The sequence below is a fragment of the Sphingopyxis sp. EG6 genome (assembly GCF_003609815.1).
Taxonomy (GTDB): Bacteria; Pseudomonadota; Alphaproteobacteria; order Sphingomonadales; family Sphingomonadaceae; genus Sphingopyxis.
Map to the genome: position 1 here is coordinate 503479 of NZ_AP017603.1, position 19470 is coordinate 522948.

A 19470-nucleotide genomic window follows, 5' to 3' on the forward strand; every position below is an offset into this window, starting at 1 on the left:
ATCGCCCCTTTTCGACGGTATGAACCATATGTCCAGCCTTTCCCTCTCCCCGACCCCCGCCGACCTGTCGATCACCCCGCGCGACATGCGCTTTGGCCGCGACGACAAACAGGGGCGCTGGTGGCTGAACGGCGACCCGATCGCATCGGCATTCCACACCGCGCTGTCAGTGACCTTCCCGCGCGGTGAAGCGATGTTCATCGAGGCGGTGAAGGCGCATCGCGACGGGGTTCCGGAGAAGCTGGCGCGCGAAATCCGCGCGTTTACGCAGCAGGAAGTGATCCACAGCCGCGAACATGTCGTGTTCAACAAGAAAGCTGCGGAGGCGGGCTATGATCTTTCCGAGCTGGAAGCCGACGTCAATCAGGTGCTCGACCTGATCAAGACGCGCCCGCAGATCGTCAACCTGATGGCGACGATCGCGCTGGAACATTACACCGCGATGATGGCGGCCGTGATGCTGCGCGACGAGAGCATGTATGCGGGCGCCGAACCCGAATGGGCGGCGTTGTGGAAATGGCATGCGATCGAGGAGATCGAGCATAAGGGCGTCGCATACGATACCTGGCTGCACGCGACGAAGGACTGGAGCCGGTTCAAGCGCTGGCGCGCCAAGTCGATCATGATGCTGCTCGTCACCAGCCGCTTCTGGCCGAAGCGGATCAAGGGCATGAAAAATCTGCTGAAACAGGACGGGCTGACCGGGTGGCGCGTCACGCTACGCATCTGGTGGTACCTGCTCGGCAAGCCTGGCGTGCTGCGCAAGAGCTTCCTGCCGTGGCTTAGCTATTTCCTGCCGGGCTTTCACCCGTGGAACCATGACGATCGCGCGCTGATCAAGCTGTATGAGAGCGATTATGCCGACGCGGTGATGCCCGTGCAGGCGTCGATGGCGGATCGGGTCGCGGCGGCCGCCTGATTCTATTTGGCGGTTAGCGACCGAAGTGCACGTCGCCCCCGCGAAGGCGGGGGCCACTGTCGGTCCACTCAGCGGCGCAGGATTAGGCGGCTAGCGGCCCCCGCCTTCGCGGGGGCGACGGTGACCGCGACCGTCCGCTCCCCACCCCATAGCGGATATTCTTGATTTCGCCGCCCTAGACGCCGCGCCCCGCGTCCCATATCCCCCTGCCAGTGGAGGGGACCATGCAACCACAGATGACGGCGGCCGAAGTCATACAGTTCGAGCTGCAACTGGCGGGGCTGTCGTCGCTGCTCGAATTCGGCTGCGGCGGCAGCACATTGGTCGCGGCGCGGCAGGTGCGGCGGATCGTCAGCGTCGACAGCGATGCGGCCTGGCTGGCGAAGGTGCAGGCCGATCTTGCGGGCGCCGCGGTCGAATTCACGCCCGTGCATATCGACATCGGCCCGGTCGGCGACTGGGGTTATCCGACCGATGAAGGCCGCCTCCGCGACTGGCCCCGCTATCACAGCCAGATCTGGCGCGGGATGGGGGGCAGCCCCGATGCGGTGCTGATCGACGGGCGTTTTCGCGTCGCGTGCCTGTTGCAGGCGATCATCCACTGCAAGCCCGAATGCGTCTTTCTGTTCCACGATTTCACCGACCGGCCGCATTATCATGTGGTGCAAAAACATGTCGATGTGCTGACCCGGGTCGACACGCTCGCGGTGATGCGCGCCAAGCAGCAGGTCGATGGCAAGGCGGTGCTGCACGACCTGTTCGACCATTATCTGATCCCCGATTGACCCGCCGCGCGCGCTTCGGCACACCCCGGCGCATGTTCCAGATCGCCCCCGTCATCGAAACCGACCGCCTGCGCCTGCGCCCCGCGCGCCTGTCCGACAAGGATGTTCATATCACGATGTGGGCCGACGAACGCGTGACGCGCTTCATCGGCGGCGAACCGCGCGCGCCCGACGTCAGCTGGGGAAAATTCCTGAGCTCGGCGGGGCTGTGGCCGGTGATGGGGTTCGGTTACTGGGTGTTCGCCGACAAGGCGAGCGACGCGCTCGTCGGCATGGGGGGGCTGTCCTATTTCGGCCGCGGCATTCCCGAACTGGAAGGGCTGCCCGAGGCGGGCTGGGCGTTCGACGCCGACCATTGGGGCGCGGGATATGCGACCGAGGCGATGCGCGCGATACTCGGCTGGGCCGACGCCAATCTCGATGCCGCCGAAGTGCGCTGCATCATCGATCCGGGCAACGACGCATCGGAGCGGGTGGCGGCGAAGCTGGGGTTTCGGCGGATCGGGGAGAGCGATGCGCTGGGGCATGTGGTGGCGATTTACGCGCGGCCCAAAGGCGGCTGAAAGCAGGCCGTCGCCCCCGCGAAGGCGGGGCCGCTGTCGGTTTACTCGACGACGCAGGAAAAGACTGCAAGCGGCCAGTTAAGGGTTGGACATGCCCCGCATGTCCAAGGATTGTCCGGGGGACAATCCGACCCTTCACTCCTTCGCGGGGGCGACGCTGAGTTACGCCGCCTCGACCACCAGCACCCCGCCGTCGGCGCTGATCACCCGAACCCTTGTCCCCTCGGCAGCATCCGGCCCGCGCACCGGCCATTCGCCGTCGCCGACCTTGGCGCGGCCGCGGCCGTTTTCGATTGCGGTCACCAGCGTCAGCACCTCGCCGACCAGCCGCCCGCCGCGCTGGTTGAGCAGCGGGTCGGTCGACTCGATCGGATTGGCCTTGAGCCAGCGGCGCGCGCCATAGAGCGCGATGAACGCCAGCACGGCAAAGATGCCGAGCTGCATCGGCACCCCGACCGGCAGCAGAAAGGCGAGGACGCCGGTGGCGATCGCGGCGACGCCCAGCCAGACGAGGAAGAATCCCGGCGCGACGATTTCGGCGGCGCACAGCAGCACGCCGATCGTCAGCCATGCCCAATGCGGTGCCATATTGTTCAGCCAATCGGGCATGTCAGGCTCCCGTCTTACGTTCGATCGCGTCGCGCGCCAGCTCGCCGATCCCGCCCAGCGTGCCGATCAGCTGCGTTGCCTCGACCGGGAACAGGATGGTCTTGCTGTTCGGGCTGGTCGCGAACTGGCTGACCGCCTCGACATATTTTTGCGCGATGAAGTAATTAATCGCCTGCGCGTTGCCGCCGGCGATCGCGTCGGACACCATCATCGTCGCCTTGGCCTCGGCCTCGGCTTCGCGTTCGCGCGCTTCGGCGTCGCGGAATGCGGCTTCGCGGCGACCCTCGGCCTGCAGGATCTGGCCCTGCTTCTCGCCCTCGGCGCGCAGGATTTCGGACGCCCGCATGCCTTCGGCCTCGAGGATGTTGGCGCGCTTTTCGCGCTCCGCCTTCATCTGGCGCGCCATCGCGTTCGAGATGTCGGCGGGCGGGCGGATGTCCTTGATCTCGACGCGGGTAATCTTGACCCCCCACGGCGTCGTCGCATCATCGACGACGTGCAGCAGGCGGGCGTTGATCTCGTCGCGTTTCGACAGGGTTTCGTCGAGGTCCATCGACCCCATCACGGTGCGCAGGTTGGTCGTCGTGAGGTTCATGATCGCCAAGTAAAGATCGCTGACCTCATAGGCCGCCTTGGCGGCGTCGAGCACCTGGAAAAACACGACGCCGTCGACGGCGACCATCGCATTGTCCTTGGTGATGATTTCCTGCCCCGGGATGTCGAGCACTTGTTCCATCATGTTGACCTTGCGCCCGACGCGGTCGAAGATCGGCATGATGAAATTGAGGCCCGGCTGCGCAGTGTGGGTGTAGCGGCCGAAGCGTTCGATCGTATAGCTGTAACCCTGCCGAACCGGGGTCAGCGCCCACAGCAGGAACACCGCCGCGAGTACGACGAGTGCGATCGGAAACCAGTAATCCATCGAAAATCCCCTCCGCGATGCAGGCCGCCCGGGCCGCACTCCTTTATTGCGGGAACCGCTGCCTTGCGCCAGACAAAAGCGCATGACCCAACACATGTTCGCGCCCCGCTCGCTGCTCTATGTTCCCGGCTCCAACGCGCGTGCGCTGGAAAAGGCAGGCGGGCTGGCCGCCGAGATGCTGATCATCGATCTGGAGGACGCGGTTCCCGCGGATCGCAAGGACGAGGCGCGCGCCGCGATGCGCGCCGCGGTGGCGGCGGGCTTTGCCGGCAAGCGCGTCGCGGTGCGGATCAACGGAGCCGGGACGGCGGAGCAGGCCGCCGACATCGATGCGGTCGCGGACCTGACGCTCGATGCGCTGGTGCTGCCCAAGGTCGATGCCCCCGCCGATCTTGATCCCGCGCGCGGGCTGGGGCTGCCGCTGCTGGCGATGATCGAGACGCCGACGGCCATCTACGCGGCGCGCGATATCGCCGCCGATCCGGCGGTCGCGGGGCTGATCGCGGGCTTGAACGACCTTGCGCATGAATTGAAACTGCCCGCCGGAATGGACCGCGGAGCGATGAGCCACGCGATTCAGGCGATCGTACTGGCGGCGCGCGCCGCCGGGGTGTGGGCGTTCGATGGCGTCTATAATGCGATCGACGATGCGGCGGGCTTTGCCGCCGAAGCGGACGAGGGGCGGCGGCTGGGGTTCGACGGCAAGTCGCTGATCCACCCGTCGCAGGTCGATCTGTGCAACGCCGCCTTTGCCCCATCGGCGCGCGAGATCGCCGCCGCCGAGGCGCTGGTCGCTGCGGCGACCGGGGGCGCACAGCGGCATGCGGGGCGGATGATCGAGGATATGCATGTCGCGGCGGCGCGGGCGCTGTTGGCACGGCGCTGAATATGTCCGTCATCCCGGCGAAGGCCGGGATCTCGGCGGTACGTTAGGATGCGACGGTGAGACCCCGGCCTTCGCCGGGGTGACGAAGCCAGAATGGCAGCGCAACGCCCAACGGCATTTGTCGTTCGACGAACGCGCCTTGCCTGACCGGGGCGGAAATGCCATGCGGCGGCGCCATGAAGATCATTCATTTCCGCGCCGCGATCGCGGCCGTCGCCCTTGCCGCCTGTGTCCCCGCCGCCGCCGCGGCCGCGCCCGCCAAGGCCGACCCGCCGGTCACCGAGGCTCAGCTCGCCGCGCATATCAAGATACTGGCCGACGATGCGTTCGAAGGGCGGGCGCCGGGAACCGATGGTGAGGATCGCACGATCGCCTATATCGTCGGCGAATGGGCCAAGGCAGGCCTCCAAGCCGTGCCGGGCAGCGCGACGCCATGGTTGCAGCCGATCCCCTTTGTCGAGAGCCGCGCCGTCAGCGGCACCGCCAAGTTCAAGGTGCATGGCCGCGACTTCGCGATCGAGGATGACGGCATCATTCTGACCGGGCGCGAGGCGTCGGCGGCGCTGACCAATGTCCCCGCGGTGTTTGTCGGCTACGGGGTCGATGGCACGGGCAAGGTCAACGCCGATGTGGCCGGCAAGCTGGCGATCATGTTGTTCGACAATGCGCCGTTTGGCGACAAGCTGCCGCGGTATCGCGAGCGGCGCCAACTGCTTGCCGACGCGGGCGCTGCGGCGGTGCTGGTCATAGCGACCGACGCGGTGCCATGGGCGCAGCTGCGCGACAGCGCGGGCGCTACGTCGATGCGGCTCGCCGATGCCAAGCCCGCGGCGCCGGTCAGCGGCTTCCTGTCGCTCGAAGCCGCCGACGCGCTGCTCGCCAAGGCGGGTCAGGATGGCGGCGCGCTGCGGGAGGCGGCAAAGTCGCCCGACTATCGCGGCGTGGTACTGCCGGTCAGCGCCGATCTGACGACGCAGTCGGCGATCCGGCCCTTTATCAGCAACAATGTCATCGCAAAGCTGCCCGGCGCCAAGCCCGACGGCAAGGCGGTGCTGTTCCTTGGCCATTGGGATCATCTCGGCATTTGCGGCGACGAAGGCGACGCTGACCGGATCTGCAACGGCGCGGTCGACAATGCCAGCGGCATCGCAGTGCTGATCGAGGTTGCCAAGCGACTGGCGTCCGGCGCGCGTCCCGACCGCGACATTTATTTCCTGGCGACGACGGCCGAAGAAAAAGGCCTGCTGGGTGCGCGCTATTTTGCCGACCATCCGGTCGTCCCGCTCACCGACATCACCGTCGCGCTCAATGTCGACACGATCGCGATTTCGCCGCGCGGCACCCCGGTTGCGACGATCGGCCGCGGCAAGCCCGCCTATGACGCGGTGGTGCGCCAAGTGGCGACGAAGCTTGGCCGCAAGCTCGACGAGGATGGCGAGGCCGACGCCTTTATCCAGCGTCAGGACGGTTGGGCACTCGGCGCGAAGGGCGTGACGTCGCTGATGGTCGGCGGCAGCTTTTCGGACATGCCGCTGCTCGAAGCGTTTCTGAGCAGCGACTATCATGGGCCCAACGACAATTTCAGCGACAAGATCCCGCTCGGCGGCGCGGCGGAGGATGCCGACCTGCACGTCGGGCTGGGGCGGGCGTTCGCCGATGTGAAGGCGTGGCCGGGGAAGTAAGCTTCGCCGAATAATGGCGGAACGATAACGTCGCCCCCGCGAAGGCGGGGGCCGCTATCGGCCTTGCGTAAGGTTGCCAGCGGCCCCCGCCTTCGCGGGGGCGACGGTAAAAACTAAGCCGCCTGCTTCGCCCGCTCGCTCATTTCCTGATTGAGCATCTCGGCGAGCAGGAACGCCAGCTCCAGCGACTGCCCCGCGTTGAGGCGCGGATCGCAATGGGTGTGGTAGCGGTCGGCAAGGTCCATTTGCGTCACATCCATCGCGCCGCCGGTGCATTCGGTGACATTCTGGCCGGTCATCTCGATATGGATGCCGCCGCCATGCGTCCCCTCGGCGCGGTGGACCGCAAAGAAGCCGCGCACTTCGGCCAGGATACGCTCGAACGGGCGCGTCTTGTAGCCGGTCGAGGTCTTGATGACATTGCCGTGCATCGGGTCGCACGACCAGACGACGGGGTGCCCCGATTCCTTCACCGCGCGCACCAGCTTGGGCAGATGCGCCTCGATCTTGTCATGGCCGTAACGCGTGATCAGCGTCATGCGCCCCGCGACATGATTGGGGTTGAGCGTGTCGAGCAGGCGCAGCAGCACGTCGGGCTCCAGGCTCGGCCCGCATTTCATGCCGACCGGATTGCCGATGCCGCGCAGAAACTCGATATGCGCCGAACCCTCGAACCGGGTGCGGTCGCCGACCCACAGGAAATGGCCCGACGTGTCGTACCAGCCGCCGGTCAGGCTGTCCTGCCGGGTGAGCGCCTGTTCATAGGGGAGCAGCAGCGCCTCGTGGCTCGTGTAGAAGCTGGTGCCCTTGATCTGCGGCACCGTTTCGGGGGTCACGCCGCACGCTTCCATGAAGGCAAGCGCCTCGGAGATGCGCGCGGCGGTTTCCTGATATTTCTTGGCCCACGGGCTGCGGTCCATAAAGTCGTGGGTCCAGGCGTTGACCTGGTGCAGATTGGCATAGCCGCCGTTCGCGAACGCGCGCAGCAGGTTCAGCGTCGCCGCCGACTGGTTATACGCCTTCACCATGCGCGTGGGGTCGGGTTCGCGGCCCGCTTCCTCGAACGCGATATCGTTGATGATGTCGCCGCGATAGCTCGGCAGTGACACGCCATCGACATCTTCCATGTCGGCCGAGCGCGGCTTGGCGAACTGGCCCGCCATGCGGCCGAGCTTCACCACCGGCATTTTCGAGGCAAAGGTCAGCACGACCGCCATCTGGAGCAGCACGCGAAAGGTGTCGCGGATGTTGTTCGGATGAAATTCGGCAAAGCTTTCGGCGCAATCGCCGCCCTGGAGCAGGAACGCCTTGCCTTCGGCGACGCGGCCCAGGTCGGCGGTCAGGTCGCGCGCTTCGCCGGCAAAGACCAGCGGCGGATAATTGCTGAGCTCATGCTCGGCCGCCGCGAGCGCATCGGCGTCGCGATAGGTGGGCAGTTGGCAGGCGTCGTGCGAGCGCCAGCTATGCGGTTGCCAATTCTTCGTCATCTGCCTGTCTTCTTGTCTTCAAGCCGGGCGCCGCCATGGCGCGAATGTCGCGTCGATGCAATCTATGCCAATTCGCGAACGATAAAATTAGCATTATCGTGACAACTGCGCACCTATGCTTTTCTTGGGGACCAAAAACTGATAGTTTGTTTCATGGTTTTGGAATGCAACCGGCGCATCCAAGGCATCTGGCTATCGGCGACGTTATGGATGCAACGACCCGATACCGGGTCTCCACGCAAAGCGACTGGCTATGGCGAATTTTGAGTCCGCATGGTTTGTATATGGGGCATTGCTGTTGCTGCTCGCGACCAGCTTTGTCGTGCGCATCGATTATGTCCGGATCGGGTTGGCGGCGGCAGCGCTGGTCGCGGTGCCATTGGTTTTGTTCCGCGAACCCGACGTCGGCTATGGCATGCTGGTGCTGGCGATACTCGTCGTCAACCTGGGCATATTGGCGCGGTTGTGGCTGCGCCAGCGCCAGGTGAGCTTTTCGGCCGAGGAGGAGGCGCTGCGGCGCGAGCATTTCAACGGCCTCAATCCCGTGGCGGCGCGCGGGCTGATCGATCAGGGGCATTGGATTTCGGCAAAGCGCGGCGAAATTCTGATCCGCGAAAATCAGGCGGCGCCCAGCCTCTTCTATCTGGCCGAAGGACAGGCAGCGATTCTCCGCGATGGCACCGAGGTCGGCAAATTGACCGACGGCGCGCTGATCGGTGAAGCGACGGTGCTCGACGGCACCCACGCGACGGGCACCGTGCTGCTGGGCAGCAATGCGCGGTTGTGGTTCGTCCCCGCGGCGGCGCTGCGCGCCTATCTGGCGGCCAATCCCGCCATCGCGAGCACGCTGCACGAGGGTTTCGCGCGCGCGCTCCGCGGCAAATTGGCGAGCGCGAATACCCGGATCGCCGACCGGGCGCCGATCGTGTGAGAGTGATAACCGCCGCGACGCCTCGAACTTGTCATCGCGGCCTGCTAATCCCGCCGCCATGACGATGATTCTCTATGGCATTTCGAATTGCGACACGGTGAAAAGGGCGCGGCGCTGGCTCGACGAACAGGGTGTCGCGTACCGCTTTCACGACGTCCGCAAGGACGGGCTGGACGCTGAACGGCTGCAAGGCTGGATTGATGCGCTGGGATGGGAAAAGTTGCTCAACAAGGCGGGCACGACCTTTCGCAAACTGCCCGATGCGCAAAAGGACGGGCTCGACGCGGCATCGGCCAAGACGCTGATGCTTGACCAACCCGCGATGATTCGCCGCCCGGTCGTTGAGGCCGCGGGCGCGCTCAGCGTCGGTTTTTCGCCCGCCGACTGGCAGGCGCGTTTTGCGGCATGATCCGCTGGCTGCTGGCGTCGCTCGCCCTGCCGCTGCTCGCCGGCTGCGCGGCTGATCCGGTGGCGACGCAGCCGACCCTCGACGGCCAGCCGCCGATCGTCATCGCGCATCGCGGCGCGTCGGGCGAGCGGCCCGAACATACGATCGCGGCGTATCGGCTGGCGATCGCGCAGGGCGCCGATTTTATCGAGCCCGACCTGGTGCTGACCAAAGACGGCATATTGGTCGCGCGGCACGAGAATGAAATTTCGGAGACCACCGACGTCGCCGATCGCGCCGAATTCGCCGACCGCAAGACGACCAAGACGATCGACGGTAGCGAGGTCAGCGGCTGGTTTACTGAGGACTTCACGCTCGCCGAACTCAAGACGCTGCGCGCGCGCGAACGGCTGCCGAAACTGCGCTCGACCGACTATGACGGCCAGTTCGATATTCCGACGTTCGAGGAAATCCTGGCGCTGCTGGCAGAGGTCAACCGCGGGCGCGACAAGCCGGTCGGCGTCTATCCCGAAACCAAGCATCCCAGCCATTTCATCGCGATCGGCCTGCCGCACGAAGCGCCGCTGCTCGCGCTGCTGGATCGCTTCGGCTATCGCGGGCGCAAGGCGCCGGTTTTCATCCAGAGTTTCGAAGTGCGGAACCTGATGGACCTGCGCGCCAAGAGCGATCTGCCGCTGATTCAGCTGATGGATAGCGAAGGTGGGCCACCCGATATGCCCGAAACCAGCTATGCCGTGATGGCGACGCCTGCGGGGCTGACGCGGATCGCCAGCTATGCCGACGGGATCGGCCCGAACAAGGCGATGGTGATCCCGCGCGCGGCGCTCGGCTCGCTTGGCGAACCGACCGGCCTGGTACGTGATGCGCATGCCGCAGGCCTAAAAGTCCACCCGTGGACGTTCCGGCGCGAGAATTATTTCCTGCCGCTCGGCGACAAGGGCGGGCTGAACCCGGCGGCGCATGGCGACGTGGGGGCGGAGGTCGCCGCCTATCTGGCGACCGGGATCGACGGTCTGTTCAGCGACAATGTGCGCGAGGCGGTGGCGGCAACGAAAGTGGCACAACGCTGAGCGTTCGCTAGTGACGGGTTGCGACCGGAACCAGCCGTCGCCCCCGCGAAGGCGGGGGCCGCTGGAGGTTTACGCAGCAGCGGAGAATAAGGCCGGTAGCGGCCCCCGCCTGCGCGGGGGCGACGGTCTATTGGAGTGCCCGCTTCCCACACCAAAGCTGCCCAAAACCCGACCCGACGCCCCCGGGGAGAGGCGTGGGCCGGGCCGCGCGGCCGCGCTGTCTTCAATCGGTGCCATCGTCCCATTGGAACACCGCTTCGAGCGGCTTGCCGAACACATGGGCGATGCGAAACGCGACCTCGAGCGACGGTGAATATTTGCCCTGTTCGATCGCCGCGATCGTCTGGCGCGTCACGCCGACGCGCTCGCCAAGATCGCCCTGTGTCATCTCGCTCGCCAGAAAACGCAGGGTGCGGATGTCGTTGGTGAAGGGGAGCGCCATCGTCAGCCGTCCCGGCGGTAGAGATAGAGCTGCGCGCCGATGCGAACCAATTCGGCTGACACGACCACAGCCAGCATGGTATTGAGCAAGGTCGGCATCGAATAGCCCGCAAAGATCATCCAGATGCATAGCCAGACGCCGAGGACAATCGGGTAATAGGCATAGTGAGTGCCGCGCCAATGGATCGAGCGCTCGCGTTCGTCTGCGGCGGCATGGGCCTCGCTGGGGCTGCGCGCAGCGATCACGCCGATGATGATCGACATCGCCACGATGATGCCGATGGTGACCACGGTCAGCAAGCTGCCGCTGGCCGCAATGTTTCCGGGGCCATGCGGCAGCGCCGTATGCAGGCGAAAGAAATACCAGCCAAAGGCCGCGATCATCACCACCAGTGCCACCCAATGTGTCTTTTCACGAAAGGTCATGCCTGCCACTCCATGTCATATGATTCGAACTTTATGTCTAATATTTTTAACATGGAGTCAATCACCAATGACATGGCCGGGCTTTGCCGCTTTCGCACCGCACCATAAGCCGCTAAGCCCGCATCCTATGTCCACGCTGCCGAAAACGCTCACCCTCGACACGTCCACCAGCCGCGCCAATCCGACGCCGCAGCCGATGAAGCGCCTGACGGTGCCGCGTATCCGCCAGCGCAAGGGTGGTGAGCCGATCGTCATGCTGACCGCCTATACGGTGCGTATGGCGCAGCTGCTCGACCCGCATTGCGACATGCTGCTGGTCGGCGATTCGCTGGCGCAGGTGATCTATGGCCTGCCGCATACGGTCGGCGTAACGATGGACATGATGGCGCTGCACGGCGCCGCGGTCGTGCGCGGCAGCTATCACGCCGCGGTGATCGTCGACATGCCGTTCGGCAGCTATGAGGGCAGCCCCGAACAGGCGTTCGACAATGCTGCGCGGCTGCTGAAGGAAACCGGCGCCGCCGCGGTGAAGGTCGAGGGCGGCAAGGTGCTGGCGCCGACGATCGAATTCCTGACCCAGCGCGGCATCCCGGTGATGGGCCATGTCGGGCTGACCCCGCAGGCGGTCAACATCCTCGGCGGTTATGGCGTGCGCGGCAAGAGCGAGGAAGAAGCCCGCTCGATCGTCGAGGATGCCGTTGCGGTGGCGCAGGCCGGGGCGTTTTCGATCGTGATCGAGGGCGTGCTCGAATCGATCGCGATCGAGATCACGAACAAGGTAGATTGCCCGACGATCGGGATCGGCGCGTCGGCACAGTGCGACGGGCAGGTGCTGGTCACCGACGACATGCTCGGCATGTTCGAACGCGTCCCGAAGTTCGTGAAGCGCTTCGGCAATATGGCGGGCGAGGTCGAAAGCGCGGTCAAGGACTATGCCGACGAAGTCAGGTCTCGTTCATTCCCGACCGAGGATCAGATCTACGCGGGCTGAGACGGCGCGCGGTACGGATCGAGGCACAGTGAATCGCTTGGCCTTTTTCCGCGCCGTCGCTAAGGAAGCCGCGGCCCCAGAGCCATGAATGACAAATGGAGGTTTGATTGGCCCTGAGCCCGACCAACGATGCCGCGCTGTTGCAAGAAGTCGACGAAGCCGTCCGCAAGGACCGGCTGGACACGATCGTGCAGCGCTATGGCCGCTGGATTTTCGGCGGGGTAATCGCCGCATTGCTGGCCTTCGGCGGTTATCTGTACTGGAACCATCGCCAGGACGCCGCGCGCGGGGAGCAGGCCGAAGAATTGATCGCCTCGTTCCAGAAACTGTCGACGAACCAGCCGCGTGCCGCCGCGGCCGAACTTGAAAAGATCGCGGCGGAGGGCGATCCCGCTTACCGCGCGGTCGCGATGATGCAGCAGGCAAATATCAAGGCGCAGGGCGGCGACCTGAAAGCCGCTGCCGCGCTGATGGCCAAAGTCGCTGCCGACACCAAGCTCGATCAGGCACTGCGCGACCTTGCGCTGATCCGCCAGACCGCGTTCGAATATGACAGTCTGAAACCCGAAGCGGTGATCGCGCGCATGAAGCCGCTGGTCGACGCCAAGGATCCCGTGTCGAGCTGGTTCGCCAGCGCCGCCGAATTGTCGGCGACCGCCCATTACCAACTCGGCCAATATGATCAGGCGGGCGCGCTTTATGGCCGCATCGCCAAATCGCCCGGCGTTGCCAAGTCTCTGCAGTCACGGTCGGTGCAGATGGCGGGCATGCTCGGCGTCGATGCGGTCGCCGACCGCGCGGACGAAAGCGCCGCAGAAGACCAGAAAGGCAATGCCGCGCCGAAGGCAGCGGCAGCCGCCCCAGTTGAGGAAGCCAATTAATATGCGGAAGACGCGTTACGGATTCTATGCGGCGCTGCTGGCGCTGCCGCTCGCGGGTTGCGGCGTGCTGAAGGGCGACGGCGGCCCGAAGACGCCGACCGTCGGCGAGCGGGTGTCGATCCTGTCGAACGACAATAGCATCAAGGTTGATCCGGCAACCGCGGCGATCGCCGTCGTCCTGCCCGAACCCGCGGTCAACGCCGCCTGGGCGCAGTCGGGCGGTAACGCATCGAAATCGATGGGCCACCCGGCGCTCGGCGCGACGCGCAGCAAGCTGTGGCAGGCGAATATCGCGGGCAGCAACAAGAAGCAGCGGCTGGCCGCTTCGCCGGTGATTGCCGATAACCGCCTGTTTGCGGTCGACACCGAAGCGGTCGTTCAGGCGTTTGCCGCCGACACCGGGGCGCCGCTGTGGCGCACCTCGATCGGCAGCACGGGCAAGGATTTTAAGGATTCGCTGTTCGGCGGCGGTGCCGGGGTCGATGGCAATGTCGTCTATGCGACCAGCGGCGTCGGCGATGTTGCGGCGCTGAATGCCGCCGACGGATCGGTGATCTGGAAGGTGAAGCCCGCAGGGCCGCTGCGCGGCGCGCCGACGATTGCCTTTGGCGGCGTTTATGTGATCAGCCAGGACAACCAGATCATCGCGCTGAATGCCGCGAACGGAGCGGTGCTGTGGCAGGCGACCGCGTCGCTCGAACCGGGCAGCGTGTTCGGGGCGGCGTCGCCCGCGGCGGGGCAAGGGACGATCGTCGCCGGTTATTCGTCGGGCGAAGTCCAGGCCTATCGGTACGAAAATGGTCGCGACCTGTGGGAAGATGCGCTGGCGCGCACGTCGATGGCGCTGTCGGTTTCGACGCTGACCGACGTCGATGCCGACCCGGTCGTCGATAATGGCCGCGTCTTTGCGCTGGGCCAGGGCGGCCGCATGGCAAGCTATGAGCTGCTTACCGGCCAGCGCAGCTGGGAAATCTCGATCGCGGGTATTTCGACGCCTTATGTGGTCGGCGAATGGGTCTATGCGATGACCGACGACGGCAAGCTGCTGTGCGTCGCGCGCACGACCGGCAAGGTGCGCTGGCTGCAACAGCTCGCGCGCTTCCGCGTCGAAACCGAAAAGAAGAAGAAGGACCCGATCCGCTGGACCGGGCCGATTCTGGCCGGTGGCCGCCTGATCGCGGTCAACAGCGAGGGGATGCTGCAGGAATTCTCGCCGACCGACGGCTCGCTGCTCGGATCGACTGAATTCAAATCGTCGCTGTCGCAGGCGCCGGTGGTGGCGAACAATATTTTGTATATTTTGGCGGACGACGGGCAGATCACGGCCTGGCGCTGACAAGCGTCCGGGCCGGGGCGGCCCGGCGTAACAACAGGGATAAATTGTCATGTCGCGATTCGCGACGATCGCCATTGTCGGCCGCCCGAATGTGGGCAAATCGACGCTGTTCAACCGGCTGGTCGGCAAGCGGCTGGCGCTGGTCGACGACCAGCCCGGGGTGACGCGCGACCGGCGTGAGGGCGATGCCAATCTGCTCGGGCTGGAATTTCGCATCGTTGATACCGCAGGGTTCGAGGATGAGGACGCTGCGACGCTGCCCGGACGGATGCGTGTCCAGACCGAAAAGGCGGTGCGCGAGGCCGATGCCGCGCTGTTCATGATCGACGGCCGCGCCGGGGTCACGCCGCTCGACGAGGAAATCGCGCGCTGGCTGCGCAGCGAGGACACGCCGATCATCCTGCTGGTCAACAAGGCCGAGGGCAAGCAGGGCGAGAATGGCTTGATGGAAAGTTATTCGCTCGGCTTCGACAATCCGATCGCGCTCAGCGCCGAGCATGGCGAGGGCGTCGTCGACCTGTTCGACGCGCTGCGCCCGATCGTCGAGCCGTTCGATGAAATCGAAAAAGAGGTTGCCGCCGACAGCGATGACGAGGATGCCCCGCTCGGCCCGATGAAGCTGGCGATTGTCGGACGCCCCAACGCCGGCAAGTCGACGCTGATCAACCGGATGATCGGCGAAGACCGACTGATCACCGGCCCGGAGGCAGGGATCACCCGCGATTCGATCCGCGTCGACTGGCAATGGGAAAATGACGGCGAGGTTCACGAAATCCAGCTGTTCGACACCGCGGGCATGCGCAAGCGTGCCAAGGTGGTCGACAAGCTCGAGAAATTGTCGGTCGCCGACGCGCTGCATGCGGTCGATTTTGCCGAGGTTGTCGTGCTGCTGCTCGATGCGACCAAGGGGCTGGAGGCGCAAGACCTGCGTATCGCCGACCGGGTGCTGCAGGAAGGGCGCGCGCTGATCGTCGCGCTCAACAAATGGGATGTCGCCGAGGAGGCGTCGGCGCTGTTCAACGGCGTGCGAAACGCGCTTGACGATGGGCTCAGCCAGGTCAAGGGCGTCCCCGTGCTCACTATTTCGGGCGCAACGGGGAAGGGTATCGACACATTGGTGCGTGTCGCGTTCGAACAGCGGGCGATCTGGACGAACCGCGTTTCGACGGCAAAGCTCAACCGCTGGTTCGAAACGGCTGTCGAGAATAATCCGCCGCCTGCACCGGGCGGCAAACGCATCAAGCTGCGCTACATCACCCAGGCGCGGACACGGCCGCCGACCTTTGTCGTGTTCGGCACGAGGACCGATAGCCTGCCGGGCAGCTACACCCGTTATCTGGTCAACGGCATGCGCAAGGAGCTGGGCTTCCAGGGCGTGCCCGTGCGGCTCAACTTCCGCAATTCGCGCAACCCCTATGACGAATAACACGTCGGCGCTGGTCGTCGATGCACGCGGGATGCGCTGCCCCTGGCCCGCGCTGCGGCTGGCGCGCGCAATGCGCGAATCTGCCGACGTACAGCTGATCGCCGATGACCCGCAGGCCGGGCGCGAAGTGGCGGCGCTGGCCGCCGAACATGGCTGGACGGTCGAGGTCGAGGCGGCGGCCGACGATGCCCAGTGCTGGCGTGTGCGTCGCCGCTGACCCAAAATGGGGCGGCTTTGGTGGCAAAGGCCCGCCGTCGTAACGTCTTTTTTACCCAAACTGGGCATGTGTCGGGCGGGACCACGACCGAATTTGAATACCAAGGGACACGACATTGGACGAAGTGCTGGTCGATTGGGATGAATTCCGCGCCACGCGCACCCAGCTGGGCGCCGCGTTTGTCCGGATTCTGGGCTATTTTCGCGAAGACGGCACCAAATCGGTGGCGGCGATCGAGGACGCGATGCGCGCCCGCGACGCACGCGGGCTGGTCATGCCCGCGCATACGCTGAAAAGTGAAGCGCGCCAGTTCGGCGGTGAAAGACTGGGTGCGGTCGCCGAGGACATCGAAATGTTCGCGCGCCATTGTGTCGAAAGTCAGATCAGCCCCGAGGAATATCTGCCGCGCGTCGTCGAACTGCGCAAACTGTTCGAAGAAACGCTGAGCGCGCTGGAGCGCGAGGCCAATCCGCTGGTCCAACGCCGCCCGACCGGGTTCGGCCGCGCGGTCGGTTACTGAACCGGCGGCGCTTTCCGTATCGGCTGAACCGCACCGCGCGACAGGCTGCGCCACAGCCATTCGAACGGGCCATAGTGAAAACGGTCGAGCCACGGCTTCGACCACAGCAGCATTAGCGTCCACATGCCGAAGCAGAAAAGATAGAGCGCAGCGCGCCCGACGCTGCTGAACAGCCCCAGCCCATAGCCGTAAAAGATGGTCGTCATCACGATCGAGGTGACGAGATAGTTGGTGAACGCCATACGGCCCGCGGCGGCGAGCCGCTCGCGCACGGCATCGCTGGCCACAGACTTGATCAAGAGCATGATCAGCGCGATCCAGCCGACCGTCATCAGCGTGTCAAAGGGGATCGATAGCGCGAGCGACGCGCCGAAAATTGCCACCGCATCATAGCCTGAGCGCATCTGATACAGCGCCAGCATGACCAGCGGCGGAATCGCGATCAGGAAGCAGGCGATCGCCCATTTGCGATAGCGCGCGATCGTCCAGTCGCCGGTCAGCATCCGCGACTTGAACAGCGCCATGCCGATCAGCATCAGCCCCATCGCCTCCCACAGGAACATGCCGACGAAATAGAGCGGATCGCCCGCCATCGCGCTGGTGCGATGTCCAACAATGCTGGCGTAGCTGCCGAGGTAGAGCGCCGTCTCTTTGCCATAGGTTGGCGTTGACGGACCCATATCGGCGTTCATCTGCCGCAGCGCTTCCTGCATCCCTGCCGCGGCCTCGGCAGGAAGCCCACCAGCCTGCGCCATCGACAACATGGCCCACAGGCTCGCCGGCAAGCCGATGCCGACAAGGAAAAACGGCAGCGACCAGAGCAGCAGCGCCTTTGCCGACAGGTTGCGGAACAGGAACAGCAGCAGCCCGCAAATCGCATAGAGGAACAGAATGTCGCCGAACCAGACCAGATAGAAATGCGCGAGGCCGAACAGCGCCAGCCAGAACATGCGCGAATAATGGGCACCCGCGGTATTGCGCCCGGCCATCGCCGCGCTGTCGATCACCAGCAGCGTGCTGGCGCCGAACAGCAGCGAAAACATCCCGCGCATCTTGGAATCGACAAAGACGAAATTGAAGAACCAGGTTGCGAGGTCGATGTCGCTCGGCGGTCCGCCCGCGGCAGGATTGGAATAGGCCGGAAAGGGAAGCGCAAAGGCAACGATGTTCATCGCCAAAATGCCCATCACCGCAACCCCGCGGATGGCGTCGAGCGAGACGAGGCGGCCGGGCAAAACGGGTTGATCTTCGCGCACGCCGCTCTCCATCTGTACTAGTTCTATACTACAGCCAGGTGGTGATCTGGTCGAGCGGCTTTTTCCGTGTCGCATAGACGGGAACGGTGGCGTCGGGCGCGGGGTGGCCGGTCACGATCAGCATCAGCGGCTTTTCGTCGGCAGGGCGCCCGCAAATCTCGCGCAGGAAACCCATTGGCGACGGCGTGTGGGTCAAGGTCGCGAGCCCCGCGCTGTGCAGCGCGGTGAGCAGCAGCCCGCACGCGATGCCGACGCTTTCGGTGACATAATAATTTTGCCGTGTATCGCCGGGATCGATGCCGCCGCGTCGCTGTCCGAACACGACGATCAGCCAGGGCGCGACATCGAGAAAGCCCTTGTCCTCATCGGTCCCCAGCGGCGCGAGCGCCTCCAGCCATTCCTGTCCTGCCCGGCTCGCATAGAATTCGCGCTCCTCGGCTTCCGCGGCCATGCGGATCTGGTGCTTGATGGCGGGGCTCGAAACCGCGGCGAAGTGCCACGGCTGGTGGTTGGCGCCGCTCGGCGCAGTTCCGGCGGCGGCGATTGCGGCTTCGATCACTGCGCGCGGCACCGGGGTATCGGCGAACATTCGGCACGTCCGACGCGCCGCGACATGATTGCGAAACGCCTCCGCTGCGGCGACGCGGTCGGCGTCGGTGATCGAGGGCAGGGCGGTATAGGGGATGGTGGCGTGCGGTTTCATGATCGACGGTCTATCGTCGATGCGACGATCTCGCCAGCGTCCGTTTGCCGACTATTGACATTTGTGTCAGTAATGCTATCTGACAATCCGCAACCGACCCTAACGAGACCCGCCATGACCCCGACCATCTTCTCCCACCCCGACCGCAAGATGCCGACCTTTCGCCCGTTCAAGGCGCTGTCGCATTTCCGCAAGCTGATCAAGGACAAGGAAGACACCGAACAGGTGTTCCACATCTTTGAAAGCCTGCCGCGCAAGGGCTTCATGGACGACGCGCGCGCTTTTGTCGAAAGCGAGAAGGGTCGCCAGTTGATGGCGAGCGAACCCTATTTGCCCAACCTGCTCGACGATCATGCGTGGATCGATGCGCTGCCCGAGGGCAGCGTTGGTCACGCCTATGTCACCTTCATGCGCCGCGAAGGGCTGTCGGCGGCGGGTCTGGTGGCCGAGGCCGACAAGATGGGCCGCCCGAAATTCGACGATCAGGTGCAATGGTATGCCAATCGCCTGCGCGACACGCATGATTTGTTCCACATCCTGACCGGCTATGGCCGCGATGCGCTGGGCGAACAGTGCGTGCTGGGTTTCACCTATGGCCAGACCGGAAATTACGGCAATTTCTTCATTGCTTATGCCGGCGGTTACGAGGTGAAGCGCAGCGTCAAGGCCAATGCCCCCGTGTTCGGCGCGATCCGCCAGGGGCAGCGCCATGGCAAGGCGGCAAAGGCCATCATCGAACAGGACATCCGCGCGCTGCTTGCCGAGCCGCTCGACGCCGCCCGCGCGCGGCTGGGGATCGGCGAGCCGACGCTGTATCAGGAAGCGCACCGCGCTTACCGCAGCCGCGGTATCGATCCGTATAATTTTCTGGCGGCGCCGCAGGCGATGGCGGCCTGAACCAGATCCTCCCTGTCGCGCAGCGATGGGGAAGGGGACCGCTCATCGCCGATGAGTGGTGGAGGGGGCGCGCCGTTGGGGCCAAAGCCCCTCCGTCAGCGCTTCGCGCTGCC

At 65.0% G+C, this 19470-nt stretch carries 22 protein-coding genes; 15 read left to right on the forward strand and 7 right to left on the reverse strand.

The window, feature by feature from the left end; genetic code table 11:
- Positions 1 to 28 precede the first annotated feature (28 nt).
- From SPYCW_RS02490 to SPYCW_RS02500, 3 genes are all read left to right on the forward strand, one after another.
- Positions 29 to 919, forward strand: coding sequence for a metal-dependent hydrolase (locus SPYCW_RS02490; RefSeq protein ID WP_120218050.1), 891 nt, complete (start codon positions 29 to 31; stop codon positions 917 to 919).
- Positions 920 to 1143: 224 nt separating this feature from the next.
- Positions 1144 to 1704, forward strand: a complete 561-nt coding sequence (locus SPYCW_RS02495) for a hypothetical protein (RefSeq protein ID WP_232014798.1) — start codon at positions 1144 to 1146, stop codon at positions 1702 to 1704.
- A 32-nt stretch (positions 1705 to 1736) separates the two neighbouring features.
- On the forward strand, positions 1737 to 2267 hold the full coding sequence (locus SPYCW_RS02500) for a GNAT family N-acetyltransferase (RefSeq protein ID WP_120215450.1): 531 nt from the start codon (positions 1737 to 1739) through the stop codon (positions 2265 to 2267).
- A gap of 162 nt (positions 2268 to 2429) precedes the next feature.
- On the opposite strand, the gene SPYCW_RS02505 is transcribed toward SPYCW_RS02500, so the two are convergent.
- Positions 2430 to 2876 carry an NfeD family protein gene (locus SPYCW_RS02505; RefSeq protein WP_120215451.1) on the reverse strand — a complete coding sequence of 149 codons (447 nt, stop codon included), beginning with the start codon at positions 2874 to 2876 and terminating at the stop codon, positions 2430 to 2432.
- A 1-nt stretch (position 2877) separates the two neighbouring features.
- Positions 2878 to 3798: an SPFH domain-containing protein gene (locus tag SPYCW_RS02510; protein ID WP_120215452.1), complete on the reverse strand. Its 921-nt coding sequence runs from the start codon at positions 3796 to 3798 to the stop codon at positions 2878 to 2880.
- 82 nt (positions 3799 to 3880) lie between these two features.
- Between SPYCW_RS02510 and SPYCW_RS02515 the strand changes: the two genes are divergently transcribed.
- Positions 3881 to 4684, forward strand: a complete 804-nt coding sequence (locus tag SPYCW_RS02515) for an HpcH/HpaI aldolase/citrate lyase family protein (RefSeq protein ID WP_120215453.1) — start codon at positions 3881 to 3883, stop codon at positions 4682 to 4684.
- Between the two features lie 176 nt (positions 4685 to 4860).
- Positions 4861 to 6366 carry a M28 family peptidase gene (locus SPYCW_RS02520; protein ID WP_232014799.1) on the forward strand — a complete coding sequence of 502 codons (1506 nt, stop codon included), beginning with the start codon at positions 4861 to 4863 and terminating at the stop codon, positions 6364 to 6366.
- A gap of 113 nt (positions 6367 to 6479) precedes the next feature.
- Here the strand turns inward: SPYCW_RS02520 and SPYCW_RS02525 are convergent, their stop codons facing one another.
- On the reverse strand, positions 6480 to 7853 hold the full coding sequence (locus SPYCW_RS02525; protein ID WP_120215455.1) for a class II 3-deoxy-7-phosphoheptulonate synthase: 1374 nt from the start codon (positions 7851 to 7853) through the stop codon (positions 6480 to 6482).
- A 253-nt stretch (positions 7854 to 8106) separates the two neighbouring features.
- On the opposite strand from SPYCW_RS02525, the gene SPYCW_RS02530 reads away from it, so the two are divergent.
- From SPYCW_RS02530 to SPYCW_RS02540, 3 genes are read left to right on the forward strand one after another with little or no spacing between them, the layout of a single operon-like run.
- Positions 8107 to 8784 carry a Crp/Fnr family transcriptional regulator gene (locus SPYCW_RS02530; RefSeq protein WP_232014800.1) on the forward strand — a complete coding sequence of 226 codons (678 nt, stop codon included), beginning with the start codon at positions 8107 to 8109 and terminating at the stop codon, positions 8782 to 8784.
- 58 nt (positions 8785 to 8842) lie between these two features.
- Positions 8843 to 9193, forward strand: coding sequence for an ArsC family reductase (locus tag SPYCW_RS02535; protein WP_120215457.1), 351 nt, complete (start codon positions 8843 to 8845; stop codon positions 9191 to 9193).
- The gene (locus SPYCW_RS02540) at positions 9190 to 10263 is read left to right on the forward strand and encodes a glycerophosphodiester phosphodiesterase (RefSeq protein WP_120215458.1); all 1074 of its coding nucleotides are present in this window, start codon (positions 9190 to 9192) and stop codon (positions 10261 to 10263) included. Before SPYCW_RS02535 ends, SPYCW_RS02540 begins: the two co-directional genes overlap by 4 nt.
- Positions 10264 to 10486: 223 nt before the next feature.
- Here the strand turns inward: SPYCW_RS02540 and SPYCW_RS02545 are convergent, their stop codons facing one another.
- Both SPYCW_RS02545 and SPYCW_RS02550 read right to left on the reverse strand, forming a co-directional pair.
- Entirely contained in the window at positions 10487 to 10705 is a 219-nt protein-coding gene (locus tag SPYCW_RS02545; protein WP_120215459.1) for a helix-turn-helix transcriptional regulator, read from the reverse strand.
- A 2-nt stretch (positions 10706 to 10707) separates the two neighbouring features.
- A complete protein-coding gene (locus SPYCW_RS02550) occupies positions 10708 to 11130 on the reverse strand; it encodes a hypothetical protein (RefSeq protein ID WP_120215460.1) in 423 nt (140 codons plus the stop codon).
- Between the two features lie 127 nt (positions 11131 to 11257).
- Here SPYCW_RS02550 and panB point away from each other — a divergent pair, with 127 nt between their 5' ends.
- From panB to SPYCW_RS02580, 6 genes are all read left to right on the forward strand, one after another.
- Complete coding sequence (gene panB / locus SPYCW_RS02555) at positions 11258 to 12121, forward strand: 3-methyl-2-oxobutanoate hydroxymethyltransferase (protein WP_120215461.1); 864 nt, start codon at positions 11258 to 11260, stop codon at positions 12119 to 12121.
- A gap of 107 nt (positions 12122 to 12228) precedes the next feature.
- The gene (locus tag SPYCW_RS02560) at positions 12229 to 13002 is read left to right on the forward strand and encodes a tetratricopeptide repeat protein (RefSeq protein ID WP_120215462.1); all 774 of its coding nucleotides are present in this window, start codon (positions 12229 to 12231) and stop codon (positions 13000 to 13002) included.
- Between the two features lies 1 nt (position 13003).
- On the forward strand, positions 13004 to 14338 hold the full coding sequence (locus SPYCW_RS02565; protein WP_120215463.1) for an outer membrane protein assembly factor BamB family protein: 1335 nt from the start codon (positions 13004 to 13006) through the stop codon (positions 14336 to 14338).
- Positions 14339 to 14387: 49 nt separating this feature from the next.
- Positions 14388 to 15764 (forward strand): ribosome biogenesis GTPase Der, encoded by a 1377-nt coding sequence (gene der / locus SPYCW_RS02570; RefSeq protein ID WP_120215464.1) that lies wholly within the window; start codon positions 14388 to 14390, stop codon positions 15762 to 15764.
- Positions 15754 to 15981, forward strand: coding sequence for a sulfurtransferase TusA family protein (locus SPYCW_RS02575; RefSeq protein ID WP_120215465.1), 228 nt, complete (start codon positions 15754 to 15756; stop codon positions 15979 to 15981). The genes der and SPYCW_RS02575 overlap by 11 nt, the downstream gene beginning before the upstream one ends.
- Before the next feature lie 115 nt (positions 15982 to 16096).
- Entirely contained in the window at positions 16097 to 16501 is a 405-nt protein-coding gene (locus tag SPYCW_RS02580; RefSeq protein ID WP_171005243.1) for an Hpt domain-containing protein, read from the forward strand.
- On the opposite strand, the gene SPYCW_RS02585 is transcribed toward SPYCW_RS02580, so the two are convergent.
- Both SPYCW_RS02585 and SPYCW_RS02590 read right to left on the reverse strand, forming a co-directional pair.
- Entirely contained in the window at positions 16495 to 17757 is a 1263-nt protein-coding gene (locus tag SPYCW_RS02585; protein ID WP_232014801.1) for a DUF418 domain-containing protein, read from the reverse strand. The two genes, SPYCW_RS02580 and SPYCW_RS02585, sit on opposite strands and share 7 nt — an antisense overlap.
- A gap of 28 nt (positions 17758 to 17785) precedes the next feature.
- Complete coding sequence (locus SPYCW_RS02590; RefSeq protein WP_120215467.1) at positions 17786 to 18460, reverse strand: nitroreductase family protein; 675 nt, start codon at positions 18458 to 18460, stop codon at positions 17786 to 17788.
- A gap of 114 nt (positions 18461 to 18574) precedes the next feature.
- Here SPYCW_RS02590 and SPYCW_RS02595 point away from each other — a divergent pair, with 114 nt between their 5' ends.
- The gene (locus SPYCW_RS02595; RefSeq protein WP_232014802.1) at positions 18575 to 19357 is read left to right on the forward strand and encodes a ubiquinone biosynthesis protein COQ4; all 783 of its coding nucleotides are present in this window, start codon (positions 18575 to 18577) and stop codon (positions 19355 to 19357) included.
- Positions 19358 to 19470: the final 113 nt, after the last annotated feature.